The organism is Streptomyces sp. NPDC048612, assembly GCF_043199295.1.
Taxonomy (GTDB): Bacteria; Actinomycetota; Actinomycetes; order Streptomycetales; family Streptomycetaceae; genus Streptomyces.
Genome location: NZ_JBICVV010000018.1, coordinates 61,403 through 85,499 on the forward strand (window position 1 = coordinate 61,403; position 24,097 = coordinate 85,499).

The 24,097-nt window shown below is 72.8% G+C and carries 25 protein-coding genes and 1 pseudogene; 9 read left to right on the top strand and 17 right to left on the bottom strand.

Annotated features, from left to right (window positions below; genetic code table 11):
* Positions 1–96 precede the first annotated feature (96 nt).
* Together ACGFN2_RS24820 and ACGFN2_RS24825 are read left to right on the top strand one after the other, a co-directional pair.
* Positions 97–1,074, top strand: a complete 978-nt coding sequence (locus ACGFN2_RS24820; RefSeq protein WP_393363973.1) for a Ku protein — start codon at positions 97–99, stop codon at positions 1,072–1,074.
* Positions 1,075–1,199: 125 nt separating this feature from the next.
* The gene (locus ACGFN2_RS24825; RefSeq protein WP_327227699.1) at positions 1,200–1,427 is read left to right on the top strand and encodes a DUF6458 family protein; all 228 of its coding nucleotides are present in this window, start codon (positions 1,200–1,202) and stop codon (positions 1,425–1,427) included.
* An 80-nt stretch (positions 1,428–1,507) separates the two neighbouring features.
* Here ACGFN2_RS24825 and ACGFN2_RS24830 read toward each other — a convergent pair whose 3' ends face one another.
* Positions 1,508–3,034: an alpha/beta hydrolase gene (locus ACGFN2_RS24830; protein WP_393363978.1), complete on the bottom strand. Its 1,527-nt coding sequence runs from the start codon at positions 3,032–3,034 to the stop codon at positions 1,508–1,510.
* 348 nt (positions 3,035–3,382) lie between these two features.
* Here ACGFN2_RS24830 and ACGFN2_RS24835 point away from each other — a divergent pair, with 348 nt between their 5' ends.
* The 4 genes from ACGFN2_RS24835 to ACGFN2_RS24850 all read left to right on the top strand — a co-directional run bounded on the left by ACGFN2_RS24835 (position 3,383) and on the right by ACGFN2_RS24850 (position 7,413).
* Complete coding sequence (locus tag ACGFN2_RS24835; protein WP_393363981.1) at positions 3,383–4,273, top strand: histone protein; 891 nt, start codon at positions 3,383–3,385, stop codon at positions 4,271–4,273.
* Positions 4,274–4,279: 6 nt separating this feature from the next.
* Positions 4,280–5,314, top strand: coding sequence for an SRPBCC family protein (locus ACGFN2_RS24840; protein WP_393363984.1), 1,035 nt, complete (start codon positions 4,280–4,282; stop codon positions 5,312–5,314).
* Positions 5,311–6,174, top strand: a complete 864-nt coding sequence (locus tag ACGFN2_RS24845; protein WP_362603410.1) for a Rieske (2Fe-2S) protein — start codon at positions 5,311–5,313, stop codon at positions 6,172–6,174. The genes ACGFN2_RS24840 and ACGFN2_RS24845 overlap by 4 nt, the downstream gene beginning before the upstream one ends.
* Positions 6,175–6,444: 270 nt before the next feature.
* Entirely contained in the window at positions 6,445–7,413 is a 969-nt protein-coding gene (locus tag ACGFN2_RS24850; protein WP_393363988.1) for an SDR family NAD(P)-dependent oxidoreductase, read from the top strand.
* Between the two features lie 62 nt (positions 7,414–7,475).
* Here the strand turns inward: ACGFN2_RS24850 and ACGFN2_RS24855 are convergent, their stop codons facing one another.
* The 9 genes from ACGFN2_RS24855 to ACGFN2_RS24895 form a co-directional block, all read right to left on the bottom strand.
* A complete protein-coding gene (locus ACGFN2_RS24855) occupies positions 7,476–7,649 on the bottom strand; it encodes a CsbD family protein (RefSeq protein ID WP_362603416.1) in 174 nt (57 codons plus the stop codon).
* A gap of 12 nt (positions 7,650–7,661) precedes the next feature.
* On the bottom strand, positions 7,662–8,072 hold the full coding sequence (locus ACGFN2_RS24860) for a gas vesicle protein K (RefSeq protein WP_362603418.1): 411 nt from the start codon (positions 8,070–8,072) through the stop codon (positions 7,662–7,664).
* Entirely contained in the window at positions 8,062–8,310 is a 249-nt protein-coding gene (locus ACGFN2_RS24865; protein ID WP_362603421.1) for a gas vesicle protein, read from the bottom strand. Before ACGFN2_RS24865 ends, ACGFN2_RS24860 begins: the two co-directional genes overlap by 11 nt.
* Positions 8,307–9,122: a GvpL/GvpF family gas vesicle protein gene (locus ACGFN2_RS24870; protein ID WP_393363993.1), complete on the bottom strand. Its 816-nt coding sequence runs from the start codon at positions 9,120–9,122 to the stop codon at positions 8,307–8,309. The genes ACGFN2_RS24865 and ACGFN2_RS24870 overlap by 4 nt, the downstream gene beginning before the upstream one ends.
* Positions 9,119–9,679: a gas vesicle protein gene (locus ACGFN2_RS24875; protein ID WP_393363995.1), complete on the bottom strand. Its 561-nt coding sequence runs from the start codon at positions 9,677–9,679 to the stop codon at positions 9,119–9,121. Before ACGFN2_RS24875 ends, ACGFN2_RS24870 begins: the two co-directional genes overlap by 4 nt.
* 75 nt (positions 9,680–9,754) lie before the next feature.
* Positions 9,755–10,006 carry a gas vesicle protein GvpG gene (locus tag ACGFN2_RS24880; RefSeq protein ID WP_362603427.1) on the bottom strand — a complete coding sequence of 84 codons (252 nt, stop codon included), beginning with the start codon at positions 10,004–10,006 and terminating at the stop codon, positions 9,755–9,757.
* A 9-nt stretch (positions 10,007–10,015) separates the two neighbouring features.
* Complete coding sequence (locus tag ACGFN2_RS24885; RefSeq protein ID WP_393363998.1) at positions 10,016–10,729, bottom strand: GvpL/GvpF family gas vesicle protein; 714 nt, start codon at positions 10,727–10,729, stop codon at positions 10,016–10,018.
* A 3-nt stretch (positions 10,730–10,732) separates the two neighbouring features.
* A complete protein-coding gene (locus ACGFN2_RS24890; RefSeq protein WP_393364001.1) occupies positions 10,733–11,188 on the bottom strand; it encodes a gas vesicle structural protein GvpA in 456 nt (151 codons plus the stop codon).
* 86 nt (positions 11,189–11,274) lie between these two features.
* Positions 11,275–11,697 carry a gas vesicle protein gene (locus ACGFN2_RS24895; RefSeq protein WP_362603434.1) on the bottom strand — a complete coding sequence of 141 codons (423 nt, stop codon included), beginning with the start codon at positions 11,695–11,697 and terminating at the stop codon, positions 11,275–11,277.
* A gap of 268 nt (positions 11,698–11,965) precedes the next feature.
* On the opposite strand from ACGFN2_RS24895, the gene ACGFN2_RS24900 reads away from it, so the two are divergent.
* Positions 11,966–14,095, top strand: coding sequence for a SpoIIE family protein phosphatase (locus tag ACGFN2_RS24900; RefSeq protein WP_393364004.1), 2,130 nt, complete (start codon positions 11,966–11,968; stop codon positions 14,093–14,095).
* Positions 14,096–14,142: 47 nt separating this feature from the next.
* Here the strand turns inward: ACGFN2_RS24900 and ACGFN2_RS24905 are convergent, their stop codons facing one another.
* The 3 genes from ACGFN2_RS24905 to ACGFN2_RS24915 form a co-directional block, all read right to left on the bottom strand.
* Positions 14,143–15,795 carry a phytoene desaturase family protein gene (locus ACGFN2_RS24905; protein WP_393364007.1) on the bottom strand — a complete coding sequence of 551 codons (1,653 nt, stop codon included), beginning with the start codon at positions 15,793–15,795 and terminating at the stop codon, positions 14,143–14,145.
* A 138-nt stretch (positions 15,796–15,933) separates the two neighbouring features.
* Positions 15,934–16,269 (bottom strand): hypothetical protein, encoded by a 336-nt coding sequence (locus ACGFN2_RS24910; protein ID WP_362603440.1) that lies wholly within the window; start codon positions 16,267–16,269, stop codon positions 15,934–15,936.
* 107 nt (positions 16,270–16,376) lie between these two features.
* Positions 16,377–18,698: a CDP-glycerol glycerophosphotransferase family protein gene (locus tag ACGFN2_RS24915; protein WP_393364011.1), complete on the bottom strand. Its 2,322-nt coding sequence runs from the start codon at positions 18,696–18,698 to the stop codon at positions 16,377–16,379.
* 145 nt (positions 18,699–18,843) lie between these two features.
* On the opposite strand from ACGFN2_RS24915, the gene ACGFN2_RS24920 reads away from it, so the two are divergent.
* Positions 18,844–19,080, top strand: a complete 237-nt coding sequence (locus ACGFN2_RS24920) for a DUF6193 family natural product biosynthesis protein (RefSeq protein WP_393364014.1) — start codon at positions 18,844–18,846, stop codon at positions 19,078–19,080.
* Here ACGFN2_RS24920 and ACGFN2_RS24925 read toward each other — a convergent pair.
* Positions 19,061–19,297, bottom strand: a pseudogene (locus tag ACGFN2_RS24925) (SDR family NAD(P)-dependent oxidoreductase); the annotation flags it as partial. The gene ACGFN2_RS24920 and the pseudogene ACGFN2_RS24925 overlap by 20 nt on opposite strands.
* 190 nt (positions 19,298–19,487) lie before the next feature.
* On the opposite strand from ACGFN2_RS24925, the gene ACGFN2_RS24930 reads away from it, so the two are divergent.
* Positions 19,488–19,976: a hypothetical protein gene (locus ACGFN2_RS24930; RefSeq protein WP_362603446.1), complete on the top strand. Its 489-nt coding sequence runs from the start codon at positions 19,488–19,490 to the stop codon at positions 19,974–19,976.
* Between the two features lie 82 nt (positions 19,977–20,058).
* Here the strand turns inward: ACGFN2_RS24930 and lpdA are convergent, their stop codons facing one another.
* The 3 genes from lpdA to ACGFN2_RS24945 are packed head-to-tail and all read right to left on the bottom strand — an operon-like array spanning position 20,059 to position 24,082.
* Positions 20,059–21,540: a dihydrolipoyl dehydrogenase gene (gene lpdA / locus ACGFN2_RS24935; protein ID WP_393364017.1), complete on the bottom strand. Its 1,482-nt coding sequence runs from the start codon at positions 21,538–21,540 to the stop codon at positions 20,059–20,061.
* Complete coding sequence (locus tag ACGFN2_RS24940) at positions 21,537–22,664, bottom strand: serine hydroxymethyltransferase (protein WP_393364020.1); 1,128 nt, start codon at positions 22,662–22,664, stop codon at positions 21,537–21,539. Before ACGFN2_RS24940 ends, lpdA begins: the two co-directional genes overlap by 4 nt.
* Before the next feature lie 20 nt (positions 22,665–22,684).
* A complete protein-coding gene (locus ACGFN2_RS24945) occupies positions 22,685–24,082 on the bottom strand; it encodes an L-serine ammonia-lyase (protein ID WP_393364023.1) in 1,398 nt (465 codons plus the stop codon).
* Between the last annotated feature and the right edge of the window lie 15 nt (positions 24,083–24,097).

The following is a 24,097-nucleotide window of genomic DNA, read 5'->3' on the forward strand; positions in this document are numbered from 1 at the left end:
CCGCCACCCGATCGGCACATCCGTCGCCGCCCGGGGTGTACGGCCCGTCCGCCGCGCCTAGCATGGTGGCGAACGGCTCCGACGAAGGCGGCCCCCATGCGCCCCACGGCGAAGTTCTCCATCAGCTTCGGCCTGGTCACGATCCCGGTCGCCGCGTACAACGCCACGGACACCTCCGCGTCGGTCAGCTTCGTACGCATCCACACGGCGGACGGCGGGCGGGTGCGCAATCAGCCGGTGTGCTCCCTGGAGGGCGTCGAGATCCTGCCGGACGAGATCGGCCGGGGCTACAAGCCGGGGGACGGCGACACGGTCGTACCGCTGAGCGACGAGGACCTGGACGCGCTGCCGCTGCCCACCGCGAAGACCCTGACCATCCTGGCGTTCGTCGCCGGCGGCGACATCGACCCGCTGCAGATGGGCAAGGGCTACTACCTCGGCATCGACAGTCCGGCCGCGGCCAAGCCCTATGTGCTGCTGCGGGAGGCGATGGAGCGGCATCAGCGGGTCGGGCTCGGCAAGATCGCGCTGCACGGGCGGGAGACCCTGGCCATGATCCGCCCGATGGAGGGCGCGCTGGTCATGCAGGTGCTGCTGTGGCCGCACCAGATCCGTCCGATGGACGGGGTGCTGCCCGAGCGGCAGGCGGCGGTCGCCCGCAACGAGGTGTCGGCCGCCGAGGCCCTGATGGACTCCTTCGGCGCGCTGTCGGAGGACGATCTGCACGATCACTACCGTGAGGCGCTGGACGAGATCGTGGCGGCCAAGCTGGCGGACCGGGAGCCGGAGTTCCCGTCCGGCGAGGAGCAGCCCGCCGGCCAGGTGATGGACCTGATGGCGGCCCTCCAGGACAGCGTCCGGGCCGCAAAGCGGTCCCGCGGCGAGGACGAGGAGACCGCGCCCCGCTCCGGCCGTGCGGCGCAGCGGACCGCGGCGAAGAAGAGCACGGCGGAGAAGGCCACCACCACGGAGGCCACCTCGAAGGCCACCGCCAAGAAGACCGCCGCGAAGAAGGCCGCCGCGAAGTCCACGGCGAAGAAGACCGCGGGCAGGGGCGGACGGCGGGCCGGCTGAGCCTCCCCCCCCCCCGCGGGACGGGACCGCGGTGGCCCGCCCGCCCGTGCACATAAGGCGTCGGCCCCGGGGTACGCGAACCGTCAACAGGCTTTATCGCCCATACAGTTATGGAGGCTGACGCCATGGGTATCGGCGGATGCATCGGTCTGCTCGCAGTCGGGGCGATCCTCACCTTCGCGGTGGACTGGCACATGGCCGGAATCAACGTCGACCTGGTCGGCATCATCATGATGATCGTCGGCATCATCGGCCTCGCCACCTACGTGAGCATCCTCAAGCGGCGGCGCGTCCAGCCGCCGTCCCCCGGCGCCCCGGTCGTCGACGTCGAGGACACCCGCTACTACAAGTAGCCCCCGGCCATGCGGTCATGCGGCCTCCCCTCCGCGGTGCGCGCCGCCGTGCACCCCGCCCCCGGCCGCCGGGGCACGGCTCACCCGCAGGAGGTCCCGGCCTCCGGCAGCTCGCCGTTCAGCAGGAAGTCGTCGACATGGCGCTGCACGCAGAGGTCCCCGGTGGTGTACGCGGCGTGCCCCTCACCGTGGTAGGTCAGCACGACACTGGAATTGTCCAGCTCACGGGCCATGTTGAACGCGCCCTCGTACGGGGTCGCCGGGTCGTTGCTGGTCGCGACGAGCAGCAGTGGCGGGGCGTCGGGCGCCGCGACCTCCCGGGAGGAGTCGTCGCCGGCGACGGGCCAGCCGTAGCAGTCCAGCAGGAGCGGGGCGATGTCCGGGCCGAAGAGCGGGGAGGCCGCGGTGAGTTCGCGCTCCGCCCGCGGGTAGTCGCCGGCGTCGTAGCGTTCCGAGGTGTCCCGGCAGGCGATCGCCCGGAGGGCCAGCTGGTCCTGGGGCGGTAGCTCGTCCCGTCCCACCGGCGGTGCCGGGACGGCGCGGGTGGCACTGCCGCCGCCGCCCTCGCTCATGCGGAGAATCCCGGCGGCGTCCCCCCGGCGCAGCTGCGTCAGCGCCTGGCGCAGCGCCGGCCAGTCGCTTCTGCTGTAGAGCGCCTCCCGCAGGGCGTACACATAGGTGGTCTCGTCCACCGTCTCGCCCTTCACCTTCATCGGTCGTTCGCTCAACTCCTGGTACCAGTTGCGCAGTTGATCCTGCGCCTTGCTCTGGTCGGTGCCCAGCGGGCAGTCCGGGCCGCGCAGGCAGTCGGCGGCGAAGTCGTCCAGGGCCCGCTGGAAGCCCCGGGCCTGGGCCAGTGCGGTCTGCCAGGTGTTCTTGGTCGGGTCCTCGACGCTGTCCAGCACCATCCGGCCGACCTTGTCGGGGAACTCGTGGGCGTAGACCGCGCCCAGCTTGGTGCCGTAGGAGAAGCCCAGGTAGTTGAGCTTGTCGTCGTGGACCGCGGCGCGCAGGACGTCCATGTCGCGGGCCACGTCGGGGGTGCCGACCCAGCGCAGCAGCCCGCCGGAGTAGCGGCCGCAGGCCTCGTTGATGCGCTTCTCCTTCGCGGCGAGGCTCTCGTCGCCGCCCGAGGGGAGTTTGCTGCCGCAGGAGATGGGTTCGGTCTGACCGGTGCCGCGCGGGTCGAAGCTGACGATGTCGTAGCGCTGCCCGAGCCGGGCGAAGGCATTGCCGCTGTCGATCAGATAGTTGACGCCGGAAGCACCCGGCCCGCCGGGGTTGAGCACCAGGGAGCCCAGGCGCTTGCCGGGCCCGGTCGCCTTCAGCCGGATCAGCTGGACCTCCATGGTGCTGCGGGTGGGGTTGGCATAGTCCCGTGGCACCTCCATCCGGGCGCACTCCAGACGTTCCCGGAACCCGGGCGGCTGGGAGGCGTCGCTCTGCGCGCCGCTCTGCAGGTCCTGTCCGCAGGGCTCCCAGGACAGCGTCTGCTCGTAGAACGACGTCAGGTCCGGGTCACCGACGGCCGCCGCGGCCGGAGTTCCCACGAAGGCGCAGAGCAGCGCCACCACGGCCGCCAGCGCCGAGACCCGCAGGGCGGTCATGCGCCGGCGAACACACCGCGCTCCCCCTACTCCCACACGAGACGGTGCACGGCGTGTTCCCGGCATGTTTCGAGCCTAGGGCCGTTGCACAGCTCCCGCACACCTGCCGTGGAGCGGCCCGTGGAACCCCTGCCGCGCGGGCGGCGACCGACGGTCACGGTGTCCTGACCCGGCCACGCAGCGGGGCCGGGTCCTTCCGCAGCGTGTCCCGGGAACGGGGCCCGGTCCGCTCAAGATGCGGAGGCAGCGACTCCGATCACCCTGGAGATAGGGCCGAACGACGCCACCGTGTGGCGGCCCCTGCACAGACGCCTATCGGCTGCACGTCCGGGAAAAGGTGACGCACCCATGAACGACGGAACCAAGGTCCTGCTGGCAGCCGCCCTGGCCGGCGGCTATGTGCTGGGCCGCACCAAGAAGGGCCGGTTCGCGCTCACGATGGCTTCCTACATCGCCGGGCGTCAGCTCGGACTGGAGCCACGCCAGCTCGTGGCACAGGGGGTGCGCAAGCTCGGCGAGATCCCCCAGGTCGCGGAGCTGGGTGAACAGCTGCGCGGGGAAGTGCTGGACGTCGGCCGCAAGGCCCTGACGACCGCCGCCAACCGCCGTCTGGAGACGCTCGCCGACACCCTCCACGACCGTACGGCGGCGCTCGAATTCGGCCCGGAGGACGAAGAGGAAGAGGAAGGGGAGGAAGAGGAGGGGGAGTTCGAGTACGACGAGGAGGAGCCGGAGGAGGAGGAAGAAGAGGAAGAGGAAGAGCCCGAGGAGGAGTACGAGGAGGGGGAAGAGGAGCCCGAGGAGGAAGAAGAGGAGGAGCCCGAGGAGCGGCCGCGGCGGCGTGCGTCACGCGCCCCCGCACAGAAGCGGGGTGGGCAGCGTCCGCCCGCCGGGAGGACCGCCGCGAAGAAGGCTCCTGCGAAGAAGGCGGCGGCGAAGAAGGCCGCGCCCGCCAAGAAGGCGGCGGCCGGAAAGACGGCGGCGAAGAAGACCACGGCGCAGAAGACGGCCAAGAAGACGGCTGAGAAGGCACCCGCCAAGAAGGCGGCCCCGGCCAAGAAAGCCGCGGCCAAGAAGACCACCGCGAAGAAGACAGCGGCGAAGAAGACGGCAGGCAAGGCCGCCGCCAAGAAGGCTCCTGCGAAGAAGACCGCCGCACAGAAGAAGGCGGCTCCCGCGAAGAAGACAGCCAGGAAGACCGCCCAGAAGACATCATCGCGCGTCGAGCGCCGGAGGTAACCGGTCATGGCCAAGACGGGACAGGACAACGTGGACTCGGGCCTCGATCGGCTGCGAGAAGAGCTGGGGAACTACGCGACGCAATGGGTCGGGAACCTGGCCGAGCGGGCCGGCGACAAGCTGATGGATGTGACCGGACAGCTCACCGATGTCGCCGAGAACGGCGGCTCGCTCTCCAAGATCGCGTCCAATCTCCTGGGCGGTGACTCGCCCGTCAAGGCCGCCGTCAAGGGGACGGCGGAGAACGTCAAGGACACCGTCGCGGGGAAGGCCAAGGAACTCTTCGGCGGCGGAAAGCGCAAGTCGGGCGACAAGAAGGTCACCAACATCATCGAGGTGCTCGATGTCGGGGTGCCGCTGCGCACCGCCTACGACCACTGGACGCAGTACGAGAAGTTCAGCGGCTTCACCAAGGGCGTGCGCAATGTGTCGCTGCACGACGAGACGACCAGCGACTGGAAGGCCAAGGTCGGCCCGTCGACGCGCGGCTGGAAGGCGACCGTCCAGGAGCAGGTGCCGGACGAGCGCATCATCTGGACGTCCGAGGGCGCCAAGGGAACGACCCGCGGTGCCGTCAGCTTCCACGAACTGGCGCCCAATCTGACCCGCATCGTGCTGGTCGTCGAGTACTACGCCTCGGGATTCTTCGAGAAGACCGGCAATATCTGGCGCGTCCAAGGGCGGCGGCTGCGGCTGGACTTCAAGCATTTCCAGCGTTACGTCACCCTCACCGACGAGGAGCCCGAGGGCTGGCGCGGTGAGATCCGCGAGGGCGAGGTCGTACGCACCCACGAAGAGGCCATCGAGGACGAGGAAGCCGAGGAGCGCGAGGGCGAGGACGAGCGCGCGGACGAGGACGAGCGCGCGGACGAGGACGAGCGCGCGGACGAGGACGAGGACTACGACGAAGAGGGCGCTTACGAGGACGACGAGGACGAAGACGCGGAGTACGACGAGGACGCGGAAGAAGAGGAAGAGGAAGACGGCGAGTGGGACGAGGATGAGGAAGGCGCGGAGTACGAGGAGGACGAGGAGAGATGACGTCCGCACTCGTGAAAGCGCTTGACGCGCCCGCCCATTGGGAGCAGCTGGACACCGTGATCGGCCCGGTGCGGCGGGTGGTGCGCGGGCTGCCCCTGGGGCGTTTCCGTGACGTGCTGCACGGCCTGCCGATCGGCCATCCGCTGCACCCGGCGCTGGTGCAGCTTCCGATGGGCGCCTGGCTGTCCGCCGCGGTGCTGGACCTCGTCCCTGGTACCCGGCGCGGTGCCCGCCTGCTGGTGGGGGTGGGAGTGCTGACCGCGGTGCCGGCCGCATGGTCCGGCTGGGTGGACTGGGCCGAGCAGCACGAGGACCAGATGCGTACCGGTCTGGTGCATGCGGCGTCGATCGCCGTGGCCATCGGCCTGTACACGCGGTCCTGGGTACATCGCGGCCGGGGCGGCACCGTACGCGGCAAGGTGCTCGGGTTCGCCGGGCTGTCCGCGGCCGGTGCCGGTGCCATGCTCGGCGGGCACCTCGCCTTCCGGCAGGGCGCGGGCGCCAACAAGGCGGAGCCGGTGCCGCGCCTGGTGGACGAGGGCTGGCACCGCGTGGGCCGGGTGGAGGACTTCCCGGTCGGTGAGGCCGTGCGCCGGGAACTCGGTGAAGTGCCCCTGCTGGTGGTCCGGCAGACAGGTGGTGAGATCCATGTCCTGGCCGGACGGTGCAGCCATCTGTCCGGGCCTCTGACGGAGGGTGTCATCTCCGGTGGCTGTGTGACGTGTCCCTGGCACGGCAGCGTCTTCCGGCTGGCGGACGGCGCGAACGTCGCCGGCCCGGCGACCGCTCCCCAGCCGTCGTTCCGGGTGACCGTGGAGGGCGACGGCTCCGTGTACGTGCGGCTGCCCGGCGCGGGCTGAACCGCCGGGCGGGTACGGGTACGGGCGCGGCGGCGGCCGTCACCCGATCGGCCGAACGCCCCCGCACGGGTCCGCGTACCCGCGGCGGGCCTCCCCCGCCCTTGACCGCTCGGGCGTCCCCCCGTGCGGCGGCGCGAAAGCCCTGCTCAGCGGCGCGTGCGCCGGTCCGCCGGGGTCCGTCGCCCGCTACCGTCGAAGGCAGCAGGCGTGCGGCGTCCCGCGGGGCCGGGCCCCGTCCGCGCCGATCCGCGCCCAGTGGAAGGGCTCCTCATGCGTGTGCTGCCGGACGCTCCCCCGATCACGGGGCTCACCGCCGTCGTCACCGGCGGCTCACGGGGGCTCGGGCTGCTCATGGCCCGCCAGCTGCTGCGGCGCGGCTGCGATGTCGTGCTGCTGGCCCGGGACGAGGCCGAACTCGGCCGGGCCGTCGGCAAGCTGGGCCAGTGGGGCGGCGGGTCGGTGCGGGCCGTGGTGTGCGATGTGCGGGACCGGGCCGCGGTGCGGGACCGCCTCGCGGAGATCGTCAGGGACCACGGCGGGCTGGACATCGTCATCGCCAACGCCGGCATCATCCAGGTCGGCCCCGCGGACGCGCTGGGCTCCGACGGTTTCGAGGAGGCGATGGACTCCGTCTTCAACGGGGCCCTGAACACCGCGCTCGCCGCCCTCCCCCACCTGCGGCGCAGCCCGGCCGGCGGCCGGCTGGCCCTCGTCGGGTCCGTCGGCGGCCTGGTGGCGGTGCCGCATCTGCTGCCGTACTCCTGCGCCAAGTCCGCGGTGGCCGCGCTGGCGGAAGGGCTGCACGCGGAGGAGTCGCCGCACGGTGTCTCCGTGACCGCGGTCCACCCCGGTCTGATGCGCACCGGGTCGCATGTGCACGCCCTCTTCGGCGGGGACCGGCGCCGGGAGTACGCCTGGTTCTCGGCGCTGGCCGGGGCCCCGGTGCTGTCCATGAACGCCGAGCGGGCGGCGGAGCGCATCGTGACCGCGCTGCAGCGGCGGCGGCCCCGGATCGTGCTGACGCCGGCGGCCCGGCTCGGTGCCAGGGTGCACGGGCTGGCCCCGGTGACCACCACCCGGCTGGCGTCGGCGGTCGCCCGGGTGCTGCCCCGCAACGGCGCGCGCGGCACCGTCGACGGGTCGACGGTCGCCGCCGGGGAAGAGCCGCCGGCCCGGCGGCTGCGCGGTGTCCTCGGCGCCCTCAACGAACGGGCGGCCGACCGCTTCAACCAGCGGTAGCGGCCCGTACGGCCGGGCTCCGGACGGGCGGTCCGCTCATCGGGGGCGGTGCCGTACGGCGGTCAGTGCTTGAAGCTGTCCCGGCCCTTCTCCACCGCCTGCTTCATCTTCCCCATGGCCAGTTCCGCCCTGCCTCTCCTCTGGAGGCTCTTGTTGCCGAGCGCCTTCCCGGTCGTCGCCTTGGCTTTGCCCTCGACGATCTGGCCGATGTTCCTGGTCTTCTTCGCGATGCCCATGTCGTGCTCCCTTCAGGGCTCTTCGGCGGGTGGCAGCAGGGTTCCGAGCGGCCCGAGGTCCAGATTGAGGTCCTGCATCCTCAGCTCGTACCGGGCGCAGAGCTCCACCATCCGGTCGTGCAGGATCATCAGCGTCGCCCCCAGGCGTTCCTCCTGTTCCTCGGTGAGGTCTCCGGCGTCGACCCGTTGCAGGGCCTGGCGTTCCATGAGCTGGCGCAGCAGCTCGACCAGGGTCAGTACGAGCTTCATCAGGTCCCGCTCCACCGTGTCGGGGTCGGCGCTGATCCGGTGCGCGGGGCGGCTCGCCCGGCCGCCCGGCGGCGGGATGTCCTGGGGTGCCGCGGGCAGCATGCGGAAGGCCCGATGGGCCGCGTCGGCGACATCGTCGAAGCGGCTGCCGGGCCGGCGGTCCTCAGCCGTCATGGTCGTCCCGTACGGACGGTGCGAGAGCGGACCACGGGGAGGGGTTCTGCTCGCTGATGGAGACGATCAGCGCGCGCAGCGAGATGCGGACCAGGTCGATGTCGGCGATGGAGAGCACGACGTCACCGGTGATGACCACGCCGCCACTGAGCAGCCGGTCCAGCAGATCGATCAGCGCGATCTGCCGGTCGGGCAGTGGTTCGTCCGTCGTCGCCGGCGGACCGCCCGCCGGTCTCATGGTGCCGCGTCCGTCAGCGGTTCGGCCTCGGGCGGCGTGGCGAAGGAGTACGGGGCCCACGGCCCGGTGACCTGCACACGCACCCCGGGCAGGCCCTCGGCGGCCCGGGTGACGTCGGCCCGGAAGCTGTCGGCGTGCCCGAGCGGCACGAGGTAGGCGTCGTTGACGACGTTCTCGCCGGACCCGCCGGCGAGTTCGCCCTGCTGCACCCGGTGCTGGACCCGGTCGACGGCATGGCCGCGGGCGGCGGTCTCGATGCGGCGGGCGGCCTCCTGGGCCTCGCGGTAGGCGTCCTCCCGGGCGTGCCGCTGTGCCCTGCGGTGGCTGAGGTAGGCCCGTCCGGGGCTCACCTCCGCCTCCGCGGGCGGGGCGGCCGGACGGTCGGTGGGCGCGGGCGCCGCGACATAGATCTTGACGCCCCACTCCGTGTGCGCGGCCAGGTCGGCCAGCCGCGTGGCGAACGCTGCCCGGCGGTCGGCCAGCATCCGCCGCACCCGCTCGTCGTCGAGGTAGACCGTCGCGAGCCGGAGCGGCAGGACGGTGGTGCGGGCGGCCAGCGCCTCGATCACCCGGTGATGGGCCCGGGCCACCGACTCCAGCCAGTCCAGGTCCTCCAGGTTGGCGCGCAGCGCGGCCTCGTGGAAGTCCTGTTCGGGCACCGGGCTCACGGCGACCACCACCTCGTCGCGGTCGCCCGCGCGGACCAGGTGCACCGGTGCGTCGGCGACCCCCGGCAGTCCGGACAGCGCCTGCGCCAGCGAGCCGTCGTCGTCCCGGGCGACGGCGTACGCATAGCTGATGACCTCGGTCATGACGTGTCCCGCTTCTTGGTGCGGGAGCCGGACGCGGCCCGTTTGGCGCGGGCGCCACGGGCGGAGCGGCGCGCGGCACGGCGGCGCTCCGCCGCCCGGGCCTCGGCTTCGTCCTCCCCGTCGTCCTCCGCCGCGTCCTCGGCTTCGTACTCCACCTCGTCCTCGGCTTCGGCTTCCTCCTCGTCCTCCTCGTCCTCCTCGTCCTCGGCCGCCGGCAGTACGTCCTCGCGCAGGGCCTGGATCTCGGCGCGCAGCTGCTTGTTCTCGTCGCGGAGCGAGCGGTAGCCGTCGGACGCGTGGGACGAGAGCGAGGGGTCGTGCTCCCACCAGTCGATGCCCATCTCCTTGGCCTTGTCCACCGAGGCGACCAGCAGGCGCAGTTTGATGGTGAGGAGTTCGATGTCCAGCAGGTTGATCTGGATGTCGCCCGCAATGACGATGCCCTTGTCCAGGACCCGCTCCAAGATGTCGGCGAGGTTGGCCGAGGAGCCCTGGCCGCCGTAGGGGCCGGCCCGGGACGGGGAGTCGCCCATCCTCCTGGCGAGGGGTTCGTTCACGGCCGCTGCACCTCGATTCCCGGCGTTGCGACGGGAACGCGGGGCGGCGTTCCCGTTCCGCGGCGGCCACCGCGGTCAGATGTCGGTGCCCTGGGCATGGGCCCTGATCTCGTCCAACCGGTCCAGCAGCTCGTCCTCGCGGCGGTCGAAGGTCTCCTCGGAGATCTCTCCCGCCAGCAACGCGCGTTCGAGCTCGGCGAGTTCCCGCTCGACGGGTTCGGGGTCGTAGTACTCGTTCTCCGCGGCCTCCAGCGTGCGTTCCATGACCCAGGCCACGCCGCGCACCGGTGCCAGCGGAAGGGTGGCAAGTTGACTCAACAGTCCCATGGGGACTCCCTAGACGAAGCTGTAGGCGGGCAGCGGGCCGAGCAGCCGGAGGTCGAAGTCCTCCCCCAGCTCCTTGGCGAGGTCCCGCTCCGCACCGAGGAAGCTCTTCTCGTTGTCCTGGTCCACGAGGAAGGACACGCTCAGGAAGTCGTTGCCGGCCGGCGCGGAGATGCTCTCCTCCTGCGCGAATCCGCGCAGCGCGTCGAGGACTCCGGCGGCGAGCTGCTCCTGCCGTGCCTGTACCTCCTGGGAGACGAGTTCACCGAGGGCGAGCGGGAGTTCGGGGGAGGCGTTGCCGCTGCGGATCTGGTCGTTGAGCTCCCGCGCCTGGTCCGACTCGGTGAGGATCTGCCGCAGCAGGGAGTCCTCGTCCTGGGCGGCCTTCAGGTGGTATTCGGTGCAGCCCTCCAGCGCCTCCAGCCGCTCGGAGAACTCGTCGGCCCGCTCCTTCAGGACGGCCCGTACGGCCTCGTCGTCCGTGGTCGTGAAGCCGAACTGCAGGGGGAGGACCGTGCCGTCGGCCATCAGCCGTTCCTGGACGGCCTGATGTGCGCCGAGGTCCCGCCGTTTGGGCCGCAGCTCCTCCGGGGCGTCACTGACGACCGCGGACAGCTTCCGGCTCTGCACCGTGCGCAGGTCGGCCGGCGGGTTGCCCACCCCCTGGAGGCCCTCCAGGGCCTGCGGATGGCTGGTCGCGACGATGGAATAGACGTAGACCGACATCCCTCACTCCTTCCGGCGCCGGGCCGGCCGGCGAGCAGGCCGCTCGCGCCGCTCGGCGGGCTCCTTGTGCCTCGTTTCGCGCTCCTCGTCGTCATCGCCGCCGCCCTTGAGGGCGTCGGTCACCGCTTCCGCGGCGCCGGACAGCGCGCCCTTGGCCTTGCCGTGCGAGCCGCCCTCGGTCACCTCACCGACGAGGTCGGTCAGCTGGGAGGGGGCCTTGCGCCCCTCTTCCAGGTCGAGGCGGTTGCAGGCCTCGGCGAAGCGCAGGTAGGTGTCGACACTCGCGACGACGATCCGGGCGTCGATCTTGAGGATCTCGATACCCACCAGCGACACCCGCACGAAGACGTCGATGACCAGACCGCGGTCCAGGATCAGATCGAGGATGTCGTAGAGGTTTCCGGAGCCTCCGCCGCCACCTGCGGCGACGGGTCCTCCGCTTTGCGGCACCACAGACACGGTGCCTCCCTTCACCGGCTGGCTCCGGCCTTACGGAGCGGCCGTGTCGTTCGCCGGGCGAACGGTCCCGCCTGGTCTTCCGGGCCCTATCGGCGGTCGATCTGGCCCCGGGTGTAGCGGCGGGTGCGCTCGTACGCCACCAGTTCGCCTTCCTTGTCCAGCATCACCCGGTAGGTCGCCATGACGCTGGTGGTGCCGGGGACACGTTCCAGCTCCAGGACTTCCACCTCCGCCTGCCAGCCGTCCTCCGTCGGCTTCACCGAGGAGACGGACTCGGGGGCCCGCCCCAGCAGCTCCTTGAGCTGCTCCGCCGCGTACCGCATCGCACGTGGTGCGGAGACCCGGCGGCCCGCGGGCGGCGGTTCGCTCTCGCTCTCCCGGCGGCCGGCCCGGTCACTGCCGGCCCGTTCCGCGGTTTTCCTGACGGCTTTCCTGGCGGTCTTCTTGGCGGTCTTCTTACTGGAAGGACGCCGGACTCGTTCGGTCTCGTCCTCTTCGCCTGCGGCCATGTTCCTCTCCGGAATCGGAGGCGACATGCTGCCCGCGCCACTACAAAGAGGCGCCACTACATGATACGCGGCCGGGGCCGAGCGCATCTCGGGGCGGAAACGCCTGGTCCCGGGCACCGGACGGCCCGGCAGCGAGTGCCCCGGCCCGGTGGGCGGCGTAACGTCGGCACTGTCCCGGGAGAGACGTCACGAGGGTCTCGGCACGGGGAGGAAACGGCGGGCCGGAGTGGGTCTCGATGGCACGACGACAGCTGTGTGCAGGTGCGCGATGACCGGCGGGACCGGGTCCGGCCCGGTGGATGACCCGGTGGGCCGGGCCCTGTTGCGCGCGATGCGGGAGACCGGGGCGTCGGTCGGCGGGGTCTACGTGCGGGCGGCCGACGCGCCGGTCCTGGAGCTGACCGTCATGAGCGGGGTCCCGGCGCCGTTCCTGGCGCCGTGGGACCGGGTCGCGCTGTCGGCGCCCATCCCGGTCGCCGTCGCCACCCGCGAGCAGCGGCTGGTGTGGGCGGGCGGCCAGCAGCAGATGGCCCGCGACTTCCCCCGTACCGCGGTGGCGGTGCCGTACGACTTCTCGCTGGCCGCGGCCCCGGTCGGCGGCCGGGACCGCGGCGGGGGCGCCTTGCTGCTGCTGTGGCCGGCCGGCCATGCGCCCCAGCTGTCGGCGGCGGAGCGCGCGGCGGTGGAGGCCGCGTGCGAGCGGCTGGCGGCCCTGCTGGAGCGGCGCCCCCGGCCCGACGGCGGTCCGTCCGGGGCGCCGCGGGTGCTCGCCCCGCCGCCGGTGCGGGCCGTGCGCCCGGAGGAGGCCCTGGCGGCGGCCGACTACCTGGAACGGCTGCCCGGCGGCTGCTGCGCCCTCGACCTGGAGGGGCGTATCACGCTGGTCACGCAGGGCGCGCGGGAGCTGCTGGGCGAGGAGGACGGCCGGCTGCTCGGCGCGCGCCCCTGGGAGGTGCTGCCGTGGCTGCGCGACCCGGTCTTCGAGGACCGCTACCGCGCCGCCGTGATCAGCCGCCGGCCGACGTCGTTCACCGCCAGCCGGCCGCCGCACCACTGGCTCACCTTCCGGCTGTTCCCGGACAGCCGGGGCCTGAGTGTGTGGATCAGCCCGTCGGGCAAGGACTACGGCCCGGTGGCGTCCCCCGCGGAGGGCGAGGTGGTGCCCGTACGGGCCGGCCAGATCTACCACGTGCTGCATCTGGCGGCCGCCCTCACCGAGGCCGTGGGCACACAGGACGTGGTCGATCTCGTCGCCGACCAGATCGTGCCGGCGTTCGGCGCCCAGGGCATGCTCATGTACGTGGCGGAGGCGGGCCGGCTGCGGACGATCGGGCAGCGCGGGTACTCCGCCGAGGCGGTCGCCGCCTTCGAGGGGGTCGCCCTCGGCGCCGCCAACAGCCCCGCCGTGCGCGCCCTCGCCACCGGGGAGCCCACCTTCTTCAGCACCCCCGAGGAGATGGAGCACGACTACCCGGGACTGCCGCGGCTGACCGGCAAGGCGGCGCGGGCGGTGCTGCCGCTGATCGTGTCCGGCCGCCCGGTCGGCTGCTGCATCCTCGCGTACACCCGGCCCCGCAGTTTCCACCTGGAGGAGCGCCAGGTCCTCACCTCGCTGGCGGGGCTGATCGCCCAGGCGCTGGACCGGGCGCGTCTGTACGACGCCAAGCAGCAGCTGGCGCACGACCTCCAGGCCGGTCTGCTGCCGCATGTGCTGCCCTCCGTGCCGGGGTTCGCCGTCGCCGCCCGCTACCTGCCGTCGACCCGTGGCATGGACATCGGCGGCGACTTCTACGACCTGCTCCGCCTCGACGAGCACAGCGTCGCCGCCGTCATCGGCGACGTACAGGGCCACAACGCGGCGGCCGCCGCCCTCATGGGGCAGGTCCGCACCGCGGTCCGCGCCTACGCCACCGCAGGTGCCGCGCCGGGCGAGGTCCTGGCCCGCACCAACCGGCTGCTGACCGGCCTGGACCCGGGGCTGTTCACCAGCTGTCTGTACGTCCATATCGATCTGCGGACCCGCCGGGCGTGCCTGGCCGGCGCCGGCCATCCGCCGCCGCTGCTCCGCCACCCCGACCGGCACACCACGGTGCTGCGGGTGCCGCCGGGCCTGCTGCTGGGCATCGAGCCCGGGGCCCGGTACTCCACCACGGAGATCACCCTGCCGCCGCGGTCCGTGCTGGCGCTCTACACCGACGGCCTGATCGAAACGCCGGGGGTCGATCCGGACCGCTCCGTCGCCGACCTCGCCACCCGCCTCAGCGACGCGCCGCCCCTGGGCCCGGACCGCCTCGCCGACGCCCTCCTGCAGAACCGGCACGGCGACGCGGACCGGCAGGACGACGTGGCCCTGATGCTGCTGGCCGCGCTCCCGACGGCGCCGGTCTCGGCTGCCTGAACGGGAGCTGATTCAGCGTCACATCGCTTTCCTCGCCGGGGAGTTGCTCACACTCCACGGCCGAGGGACGAGCGGCCGGCCGACGGGCGCCGTGGTGCACCGCCACGGTGGAGGGTGCGCTGCGCCCGGCTCAGGGCGCCGCCCGGCGCGCGGGCGCGCAGCGCCGCGCGGGCCGCGTTGGCACCGGGCGCCCCGTGCACACCGCCGCCCGGATGGGCCCCGGCGGAGGCCAGATAGAGCCCCACCACGGGGGTCTCCGGGCGGGCGAGGCCCGGCAGCGGGCGGAACACCAGCTGCTGGTGGAGGGCCGCGGTACCGCCGTTGAGGGCGCCCCCGTGCAGATTGGCGTCCATCGCCTCGAAGGTGGGCGGGGCGAGCACGCGGCGCGCCTTGATGCGCGACCGGAAACCCGGTGCGAAGCGCTCGACCTGCTCCTCCAGCCGGTCCGCCATCGCTTCCCGGTCCCCCGGCCCCCAGGCTCCGCCGATGCCGTCCTCCCCGGCGTCCCCCGTGATCCGGTGCGGTACGTGGGTGTAGGCCCAGGCCGCCTCGGTGCCCGGCGGGGAGCGGGTGGCGTCCGCCGTGGTCATCTGGCCGAACAGGACGAAGGGCCGGTCGGGCACCTGCCCAGCGGCGATCTGGGCGGTGAAGCGGGTGAGTTCGTCCATGCCGTCGGCCAGATGCACGGTGCCCGCGCCGGCGGCGGCCGCGGCGGTCCACGGCACCGGGCCGCCGAGCGCCCAGTCCACCTTGAAGGTGGCGTGGTCCCACTGGAAGCGCCGCAGATCCGCCGGCAGCCGCGCCGGGAGGTGCCGGGCGTGGACCAGCCGGCCGTACAGGGCGGGCACGGACACATCGGCCAGCACGGCGCGGCGGCCCGGCACGGTCTCCCCGATCGCGGTACGCACCGCCACCGCACGCCCGGACCGTACGACGATCTCGTCGACCCGCTCCCCGCAGCGCAGCACCCCACCCCGGCGCTGCAACCGCCGTACCAGGGCCGAGGTGAGCGACTGAGCACCGCCGGCCGGCACCGGGAAGCCGTAGCGCTGGCCGAGCATCGACATCAGCCATCCGAAGCCGCCGCTGCCCGCGGCCTCGGGGGCGAGGTCGGCGTGCAGCGCGGTGCCCGCCAGCAGCAGCCGGCCCGCCTCGCCGGCGAACTCCTCCTCGCCCAGGCGCCGTACGGGCAGCAGCATCGTCCGCGCCAGCCGCAGCGCACCGGCACCACGGGCGCGGGCGGCGAGCCGAGCCACCGCGCGCAGTGGCGGGAAGGGCGTGAACAGCGCGTCGAGGAGGTCGCCGCCGACCCGGTCCCAGGTCTCGCACAGCCCCTCCCAGGCCGCGCCGTCACCGGTGCCGAAGGTCTCCAGCCCGGCGGCCGTGCCGGCGGTGGTGCGATCCAGCAGCGCACAGCGGCCGTCGGTCAGCGGATGGGCCAGCACCTGGGGCGCGTGGCTCCAGACCAGCCCCTCCTCGTACAGGTCCAGGGCGGCGAGGACCGGGGAGGCGGCGGCCAGCGGATAGAACGAACTGCACAGGTCGTTGACGAAGTCGGGGTGCACCGCACGGTCGCTGCGGACCGCGCCGCCCGGTTCCTCCTGCTCCTCCAGCACCTCCACCGTCCACCCGGCGTCGGCCAGCAGGTTCGCCGCGACAAGTCCGTTGGGCCCGGCACCGATCACCACTGCGTCCGGCATCGCTGCCTCCTGTTCGCCCCGCGCGGCGGTCAGGCTCCGGCGGCCGCCTGCGCCGGGGTCTCCTCGGCCACGTCGGGCCGGCCTGCGGAGCATGCTGCGGTGGCGCAGCTGCAGCAGGAGGCCGAGGGTCCGGCTCCCTCACCCAGCGTAGAGCGGGCCTCCGGGCCCGGCCTCCCGAGTGTGCGGGCCGTGCCCGCCGGTCGCGACGGGCTGCGGCGCCGTGTGCGAGCCGGGGCCGGGCCGGGGTGCGGGCTCCCGGTCGGGGGCGGGGGCCGGCGGCGGCTGGGGCTTGGGGTGGACCGGGTCCAGCGGGCCCGGCGGGGGCGGGTCGGGCACCTTGTGCCCCGGCTCGGGCGCCGCGCCGTCTGCCGGACCGCGGCGCGCCCCGGCGAGACCCTGCCGCCCGTACGGCGCCGTCCGCGCCTCCCGCTCCTCGGTGAGCTCCGTCAGCAGCACGGGGTGTGCCGTCAGCATGCGCCAGCTCCTTCCGGTCGCCTCATGGTTCACGGCTGCGGGTGCCCCGTACGCGTCCGCTCACACCTGGCCGTGGCACCCGGCCGCCACCCCGCACTCCGCGCTCGTCAGCCGGTCGGTCCGGCGTCCGGCCGGCCGGGGGCGCCGTCCGCCCCGGGTGCGAGAACGGCGCCCGCGCGGGCCGCCTCCCGCGGGGACGGCGCGACGGTGCGCTGGGACAGCGGCGGCGGGGCCGGGAGCAGGTCGTGCCGCCCGAGGAAGGCCCGGTTGACCACCCGCTCGGCGGCGTGGCCGTCGTCCCACATGCAGAAGCGGGCACGGAACGCGGCCCGCAGCTCACCGGCCTCGGCGCCCTGCCAGCGGCCGCTGCGGAACGCCTCGATCAGCTCGTCCTCGGTGGTGGCGACGATCCCCGGGGTGTCTCCCGGCTTCCCCGACAGCAGGTCGAAGGTGACGCCGCGGGAACGGACATAGGTCTCCCAGTCGTCGGCGTAGGTGATGATCGGCCGGTCGAGGCCGGCGTAGTCGAACATGATCGACGAGTAGTCGGTGATCAGCGCGTCCGCGGCGAGACACAGTTCCTCGACCGAGGGGTGCCGGGAGACGTCGATCAGCGCGCCCCGCTCCTGGAGCTGCTGGAGGTGCGGGTCGCGGCCGTAGAAGTAGTGCGTACGGACCAGCAGGACGAAGTCCGGGCCGAGTGCGCCGGTGACCTTCTCCAGGTCGAGCTGCGGCACATAACCGACCTGGTAGTCGCGCACCGTCGGGGCGTACAGGACGGCCGTGCTGCCGGGTGCGATACCGAGCCGCTCGCGGATGTCCAGGATCTCCCGGGCTCCGGTCCGGAAGAAGACGTCGTTGCGCGGATAGCCGGCGTCGATGGTCTCGAAGCCGCAGGGGTAGACCCGCTCCCACTGCTCGCTGGTGTGCTGGTTGGCGGAGACCGACAGGTCCCAGCGGTCGGCGCGTTCGAGCAGCTTGCGCATGCTCATTCCCTTGACCGCGGCGGGGTACTTCTGCTGGTCGATGCCCATCCGCTTGAGCGGGGTGCCGTGGTGGGTCTGGAGGTGGACCTGCCCCTTGCGCTTGACCACCTCGTCGGCGAAGTTGACGTTGTTGACGAAGTACTTCGCGCGCGCCATCAGCTCCCAGTACCGCTGACTGTTGACGACGACGTGGTCCATCCCGTCCGGCACGGTGTCCACGACGTCCTCGCGCACGACCCACACCCCGTGCAGATGCGGGGCCAGTTCCCTGGCCTTCTCGTAGACCGCGAGCGGATTGCAGGACGGCGTGCGGTTCCAGTAGGCGCTGAAGACGGCGAGGTTCGGGTCGATGGGGCGCTTCAGCTGCATCCGGTAGAAGCCGGCCGTGGCCCGCTTGCTCATGGCGCGCCGGGCCTTGCGCACCCGCTGCTGCCCCCGCAGCCGGGTGCGGTTCACCAGGTTCAGCGTCTGGAAGGCGCGGTACGAACCGCGTTCCAGTGCCTGGAACTGCAGGGCGTCGGCCTCCACGGGCGGGGTGAATCCCGCGGGCTTGTGCCGCCGGTACATCGCCGCGGCCCGGCGGAAGAACTCCGGCCGGTCCTGGACCCGCACCCGGCTCTCGCGCGCGCCGGTGAACAGGAAGTGGCTGACCATCCGCTCGAAGAACAGCGGCCGCAGCCGGTCGAGGTCCGGGCGGCCGTCGAGGAAGTCGAAGAGCCGCTGGTACTGCTCGAATATCGTGAAGTGCTTCCGGCCCGGCGTCTTCATGGAATTGCCGTGCCGGCGCTGGCGGTATTCCACACAGGCGTGCTCCAGGCACACGGCACGCTCGGCGGTGAGCATGGTCGTGTAGACCATGAGGGCGTCCTCATAGAGCCCGTCGGTGTACCGGAATCCGTTGTTCACGAAGAAATCGCGCCGGAAGGCCCGGTTCCACACCACCGCGAACATATGCAGGAACTCGGTGCGCTCGGTGGGCTTGAAAACGTCCTTGCCCGCCGCGGCGAGGAGTTCACGGACGGCGCTCGGTTTGACCTCGTGCCACCAGTAGGAGCGCACATGGTCGAAGAGCAGGAGGTCCGGGTCCTCCGACGCGGCCAGCCGGCCGGCCATGGCCTGCAGCGCGCCGGCCGTGAGGGTGTCGTCACTGTCGAGGAAGAGCAGGTAGTCGCCGCGCGCATGCGCCACACCGGTGTTCCGGGCCGCGCCGATGCCGCCGTTCTCCTCGTGGCGCACCGGCACCACCCGCGGGTCCCGGGCGGCGAACTCCGCCAGGATCTCACCGCTGCGGTCCGGCGAGCAGTCGTCGACCGCGATGACCTCGAAATCGGTGAATTCCTGCGCCAGCAACGAGTCCAGGCACGCGCGAAGATATCCCTGCACGTTGTAGACCGGCACGATGATGCTGAAGCGTGGGGCGGATCTGAGGCCCGGCTCGGGCATGGCGGCGTTGCTCCTCGAAGATGTCGGCTTGAAGACGAAGACCTGAATTTCCGTGACGGCAGTGGGACAACCGGCGCCCGGAAAGGGTTGCGCCCGATCTGCGCGGTTTACCTGTTACGACCGTCACAGACAACGTTCTGGGACTGTGCGGGGGTTGGGGACGGGCGCGGGTGGAGCGGAGACTCCGCAGGAAGCCGCGGCGCTCGTCGTCGCGCACCTGCCCGGGGACTGCGGCCCCGCGGACGAAGGCCCGTGGCCGGAAGCGTGCAGCGCCCCGGAGCGGGGCGTCACACCACCGGGCGGGGCCGGTCGCCGGTCGTGTGCCGCAGTGCGGCTTCCAGGCGGTCACGGGCCTCGGTCAGCTCCCGTGCGGTGCGGATGATGCGCTCGGGCTCGCCGGCGGCGGTGATGTCCGCGGTGAGCGGGGTGATCCGCCGGTGACCGGCGGCGGTCTCGTGCAGCGGTGCGGCCCGCCGGCCGAGGGCGAGCACCTGGGCGCCCTCGGCGGCGAAGGCACGGGCGGTGGCCCGGCCGATCCCGGTGCCCGCGCCGGTGACGGCGACGATCCTGCGGGGCTGCGATGCGGTGCTGGTGTCCATGCGGGAATCGTTCAACCCTGCCGCCAGTGGCAAGGTCAAGTGGAGCCCGGCGGGGCCTGTTCCTGCCTGACCCGACCGGTAGGCGCCCTCGTCCGGCCATCGAGGCGGCCGGGGGCTCGGCGCCGCAGAGCGGTCTCCTGCTCCACCGGACGAGGGGACTGTCCGCTCGCGGCCCGGGTAGGCGCCGTACATGGTTGCCACACGTAACTTCGTGTCAGGAGCGCTGCTGCAAGGCATGCACCGCCGTCGGCCACCACGTCACACGCGCCGGGGCCGCCGACGCGGCAAGCTCCACCGGAGGCTGCTCGCCTACCGGGACGTGGTGATCTTCCATTCCCCGGCACCGGCGAGTGAGCGGGCGCAGAGTCTGCTGCTGGTGTACATCCGCCGCGTCGTCGGCGAGGTCACCTACGAAGTGTGCGAACGCTGCGCGAGCGGGGTGATCACCCAGGTCCACGTCGCCACGCCCTTGCAGGACAGCGGTCTGGGCACCCGTGCGGTGTCCCACCTGCGAGCCTGCTACCCCGACATCACCTGGTGCAGCTGCCTCCCCCAGCGCATGACCCGCGACCTGGCCACCCGCATGCGTATCCCCAACAACCGCCCCGGCGTCGGCTGTTCGCACCTCCGCTACGAGGCCTCCGGCAGCGGCGGGGCAGAGAGACGGGCGAGGCGCTGAGCGTCTTACAGCCTTCAAGCCCGCGGGGCAGCGGCGGTTCGGGGCTCACCACCTCCGCTCACGACCTCGCTCACCGCCTCGCTCACCGCCTCCGTGGAGAGGGCGCCGTGTGCAGGGGCAGGCCCAGTGCCGACATGGCGGCCTCCATGGTCGCCTCGCCGAGGGTCGGGTGGGCGTGCACCGTGTCGGCGAGCGTGGTGAGCGTCGCCCCGTGGGTCAGGGCGAGCGCCGCCTCGGCGATGAGGTCGCTCGCGCCGGGCCCGATGATGTGCGTCCCGAGCACCCGGCCGCCGTCCCGCTCGGCGACGATCTTGACCATGCCTTCCGTGGCACCGTAGGCGTGGGCGCGGCCCAGTGCGGCGAAGGGGAAGCGGGCGCTGGTGACCTCGTGGCCCGCCGCCACAGCCGCCGCCTCGGTCAGGCCCACACTGGCCACCTCGGGATGGGTGAACGTCGCCGCGGGCACGGCGTCGTAGGCGATGCGCTCGTCGTGGCCGCAGATCGCGGCGGCCGCGACGAGTCCCTGGTGCGAGGCGACGTGCGCCAGCTGCAGGCGGCCGGTGACGTCTCCGATCGCGTGGATGTGCGGGACGTTGGTGCGCAACTGATCGTCGACGGGGAGGTAGCCGCGTTCGTCGGTGCGCACACCGGCCGTGTCCAGGTCCAGGGCCGCGGTGTTGGGCCGCCTGCCGACGCCGAACAGCACCGTGTCGGCGGGCACGGTCTCGGCGGGCCGGCCGTCCGTGGCGGTGAGGTGCGCCCGCAGCGGGGCGCCGTCGGAGCCCTCGTCGATCGCCGCGACCGTGTGGCGGGTCAGGACGCGGATGCCGCGCTTGGTGAAGGAGCGGGTGAGGGCGCGCCCGATGTCCTGGTCCTCGCCGGGCAGCAGCGTCGGCATCATCTCGACGACGGTGACCTCGGCGCCGAAGGCGTGGAACATGCTCGCCCACTCGGCGCCGACCGCGCTGCCGCCGACCACGAGGACCCGGGAGGGGACCCGCGGCAGCAGGAACGCCCCGTCGGAGGTGACCACTCCGGGCAGGTCGGCGCCGGGAACGGCCGGCACGGCGGGCCGGGAGCCGGTGGCGACGACGAGGTGGTGGGCGGTGAGGTGTTCACGGGCGGGGCCCTCGGCCGGCGGGGCCGCGTACCGCGGACCGTCGTCGCCGAGAGGGGCGGGCCCGGCCTCGTGCACGGCGACGGTGTGGTCGTCGACGAAGCGGGCGTGGCCGGTCACCACGGTCACGCCGTTGGCCTTGAGGAGGTGTGCGATGCCGTCCGTCAGCGTGCGCACGATGCGGTCCTTGCGCCGGAGGACCGTCGCGTAGTCGAGCCGGACGTCGTCGGCCAGGACACCGAACTCGTCGGCGCCGCGTACGGTTTCCAGGACCTCGGCCGAGCGCAGCATCGCCTTGGTCGGGATGCAGCCCCAGTTCAGGCACACCCCGCCGGGGCGCTCCTTGTCCACCAGGGCGACCTTCTTGCCCAGTTGTGCCGCACGGATCGCGGCGACGTAGCCACCGGGGCCACCGCCGATGACGAGGACGTCGAACTGCTGGTTCATGGTGTGCTCTTCTCAGGGGAGGGAGGGGTGGGGGTGGTGTCCGCCGGCGCCACGGCGCGCCCCGGCCGTCGGGTGGGTACGCGTTCACCGGGGTGGTGGGTGAGCACACGGGCGACCGCTTCGGCGGCCGCGCGGAAGCCGGCCTCGCCGCAGCCGCGGGCCGCGAGGGCGTCGGCGCCGACACTCACTCCTGAACTCGCGGTAGATGTACCGGAGTTGAGTGAGAGCGTGGTGCGCTCCACGGTGATGCCGAGGGATCGGAGAGCTTCTGCTGCCGCGCACACGTCCAGGCCCGTGCTCCGGAGGTCGACGAGGACGCGGTCCGTCTCGGTGGAACCGGTCAGCACCCGGGCCCCGGTTTCGGCGACATCGTCGGCCAGGAGCCGGCCGGCCATGATCCGGGCGGCCCGCAGCCCGGCTGCCTGCTGCTCGCGGAAGGCCGGTACGGCCGCGCACCGGAAGGCGGCCGCCTTCGCCGCCATGCCGTGTGCGAACGCCTCCGTCTCCCGGTCGGGGAGCGCGACGGCGTCGAGTCGGTGCGCGATGCGGGGATCACCGGTGAGGACGGCGCCCCCGAGCACCGGATGGCTGCCCGTGGTGACGACGTGGGCGTGGGGCACGGGACCGGGGTGCAGCCCGGCCGCGACCGGGCCCGCGACGTTCGCCATGTCCACCAGGAGCAGCGCACCGGCCTCGTCGGCGATCCGGCGGAAGCGCGCGTAGTCCAGGAGCCGTGGGTACGCCGCCCAGCCCGCGAGGATCATCTTGGGGCGCCGCCGCACGGCCAGCCGGTGCACCTGGTCCATGTCGACCGTGAAGTCGGACGGACGGACCTGATAGGTGGCCAGCTCGTACCGCTCGCTCAAGGGGGCCGTGTGGGCCGGGCGCTCCGGTCCGGCGGCCGGCGCCAGGTCCGGCGCGAGCACGGTGTCGCCCGGGGCGAGCAGTGCGGACAGCACCGCCGAGACGGCCTCGTCCCCGGTCCGGTGCCACACCTGGGCGTACTCCGCACCGAACAGCGCCTTGGCGCGGTCGGCGGCCAGCTGCTCGACGGCAGCGGCGGATGCGGCGGCCGGGAGCCGCGGTTCCGGGCCGGTGGGCGTCGCGTCGAAAAGATCGGTCATGGTCGCTCCTCGCGGCGGGATCAGCACTCGATGACGTTGACGGCGAGGCCGCCGCGGGCGGTCTCCTTGTAGATGACCTTCATGTCGGCGCCGGTGTCCTTCATGGTCTTGATGACCTTGTCGAGGGAGACGTGGTGGCGGCCGTCGCCGCGCAGCGCCATACGGGCGGCGGTGACGGCCTTGACCGCGGCCATGCCGTTGCGCTCGATGCACGGGATCTGCACCAGGCCGCCGACCGGGTCGCAGGTCAGGCCCAGGTTGTGCTCCATGCCGATCTCGGCGGCGTTCTCCACCCGTTCGGGGCTGCCGCCCAGGACCTCGGCGAGGCCGCCGGCGGCCATGGAGCAGGCGGAGCCGACCTCGCCCTGGCAGCCGACCTCGGCGCCGGAGATGGACGCGTTCTCCTTGAAGAGCATGCCGACGGCGCCGGCCGCGAGCAGGAAGCGGACGATGCCGTCCTCCTTCTCCTCCCGGGAGACCGCACCCGCGGCGAAGTTGAGGTAGTAGGCCAGCACGGCCGGGATGATCCCGGCGGCACCGTTGGTCGGGGCAGTGACGACCCGGCCGCCGCCGGCGTTCTCCTCGTTGACCGCCATCGCGTAGAGCGTGACCCACTCCATGGCGCGGCCGGCCGGGTCGCCCTCGGCGCGCAGTGCGCGGGCCGAAGTGGCCGCCCGGCGGCGGACCTTCAGCCCGCCGGGCAGGATGCCCTCGCGGGACAGGCCGCGCGCCACGCACGCCTCCATCACCCGCCAGATCTCCAGCAGCCCCTCGCGGATCTCGGTCTCGGTGCGCCAGGCCTTCTCGTTCTCCAGCATCAGGGCCGAGATGGACAGGCCGGTCTCCCGGGTCAGCCGCAGCAGTTCGTCGCCCGTACGGAAGGGGTGGGTGAGCACCGTGTCATCGGGCTTGACGCGGTCCGCGCCGGCGGCCTCCTCGTCGACGACGAAGCCGCCGCCGACCGAGTAGTACGTCTTCTCCAGCAGCGTCGCCCCCTCGGTGTCACGGGCCAGCAGGGTCATGCCGTTGGCGTGGTAGGGCAGGGAGCGGCGGCGGTGCAGGACCAGATCGTCGGAGACGTCGAAACCGATCTCGTGGGCGGGGCCGGTATCCCCCGCAGGCAGGCGCAGGCGCCCGGTGCGGCGAATCCGTTCGACCTCGTCGTCGGCCGTCTCCACGTCCACCGTCCGCGGGGAGTGGCCCTCCAGGCCGAGCAGTACGGCCTTCGGCGTGCCGTGGCCGTGGCCGGTGGCGCCCAGGGAGCCGAACAGCTCCACCCGCACCGAGGCCGTCCGCGCCAGCAGGCCGGCCTCCTGCAAACGGCCGGCGAACATCTGGGCGGCGCGCATCGGTCCGACCGTGTGCGAGCTGGACGGGCCGATGCCGATGGAGAACAGGTCGAAGACGGAGAGGGCCATGGGAAGGGCTCCTTT

What these genes read in the sequence shown, in the direction of transcription:
- ACGFN2_RS24885 (WP_393363998.1), bottom strand. Translation starts at nt 10,729, where the DNA reads ATGTCGGTCTACGTCTATTCCATCGTCGCGACCAGCCATCCGCAGGCC.
- ACGFN2_RS24880 (WP_362603427.1), bottom strand. Translation starts at nt 10,006, where the DNA reads ATGGGACTGTTGAGTCAACTTGCCACCCTTCCGCTGGCACCGGTGCGC.
- ACGFN2_RS24915 (WP_393364011.1), bottom strand. Translation starts at nt 18,698, where the DNA reads ATGCCCGAGCCGGGCCTCAGATCCGCCCCACGCTTCAGCATCATCGTG.
- ACGFN2_RS24905 (WP_393364007.1), bottom strand. Translation starts at nt 15,795, where the DNA reads ATGCCGGACGCAGTGGTGATCGGTGCCGGGCCCAACGGACTTGTCGCG.
- ACGFN2_RS24870 (WP_393363993.1), bottom strand. Translation starts at nt 9,122, where the DNA reads ATGACCGAGGTCATCAGCTATGCGTACGCCGTCGCCCGGGACGACGAC.
- ACGFN2_RS24855 (WP_362603416.1), bottom strand. Translation starts at nt 7,649, where the DNA reads ATGGGCATCGCGAAGAAGACCAGGAACATCGGCCAGATCGTCGAGGGC.
- ACGFN2_RS24945 (WP_393364023.1), bottom strand. Translation starts at nt 24,082, where the DNA reads ATGGCCCTCTCCGTCTTCGACCTGTTCTCCATCGGCATCGGCCCGTCC.
- ACGFN2_RS24900 (WP_393364004.1), top strand. Translation starts at nt 11,966, where the DNA reads ATGACCGGCGGGACCGGGTCCGGCCCGGTGGATGACCCGGTGGGCCGG.
- ACGFN2_RS24830 (WP_393363978.1), bottom strand. Translation starts at nt 3,034, where the DNA reads ATGACCGCCCTGCGGGTCTCGGCGCTGGCGGCCGTGGTGGCGCTGCTC.
- ACGFN2_RS24845 (WP_362603410.1), top strand. Translation starts at nt 5,311, where the DNA reads ATGACGTCCGCACTCGTGAAAGCGCTTGACGCGCCCGCCCATTGGGAG.
- ACGFN2_RS24940 (WP_393364020.1), bottom strand. Translation starts at nt 22,664, where the DNA reads ATGACCGATCTTTTCGACGCGACGCCCACCGGCCCGGAACCGCGGCTC.
- lpdA (WP_393364017.1), bottom strand. Translation starts at nt 21,540, where the DNA reads ATGAACCAGCAGTTCGACGTCCTCGTCATCGGCGGTGGCCCCGGTGGC.
- ACGFN2_RS24930 (WP_362603446.1), top strand. Translation starts at nt 19,488, where the DNA reads ATGGTTGCCACACGTAACTTCGTGTCAGGAGCGCTGCTGCAAGGCATG.
- ACGFN2_RS24910 (WP_362603440.1), bottom strand. Translation starts at nt 16,269, where the DNA reads ATGCTGACGGCACACCCCGTGCTGCTGACGGAGCTCACCGAGGAGCGG.
- ACGFN2_RS24895 (WP_362603434.1), bottom strand. Translation starts at nt 11,697, where the DNA reads ATGGCCGCAGGCGAAGAGGACGAGACCGAACGAGTCCGGCGTCCTTCC.
- ACGFN2_RS24865 (WP_362603421.1), bottom strand. Translation starts at nt 8,310, where the DNA reads ATGAGACCGGCGGGCGGTCCGCCGGCGACGACGGACGAACCACTGCCC.
- ACGFN2_RS24850 (WP_393363988.1), top strand. Translation starts at nt 6,445, where the DNA reads ATGCGTGTGCTGCCGGACGCTCCCCCGATCACGGGGCTCACCGCCGTC.
- ACGFN2_RS24820 (WP_393363973.1), top strand. Translation starts at nt 97, where the DNA reads ATGCGCCCCACGGCGAAGTTCTCCATCAGCTTCGGCCTGGTCACGATC.
- ACGFN2_RS24825 (WP_327227699.1), top strand. Translation starts at nt 1,200, where the DNA reads ATGGGTATCGGCGGATGCATCGGTCTGCTCGCAGTCGGGGCGATCCTC.
- ACGFN2_RS24860 (WP_362603418.1), bottom strand. Translation starts at nt 8,072, where the DNA reads ATGACGGCTGAGGACCGCCGGCCCGGCAGCCGCTTCGACGATGTCGCC.
- ACGFN2_RS24840 (WP_393363984.1), top strand. Translation starts at nt 4,280, where the DNA reads ATGGCCAAGACGGGACAGGACAACGTGGACTCGGGCCTCGATCGGCTG.
- ACGFN2_RS24835 (WP_393363981.1), top strand. Translation starts at nt 3,383, where the DNA reads ATGAACGACGGAACCAAGGTCCTGCTGGCAGCCGCCCTGGCCGGCGGC.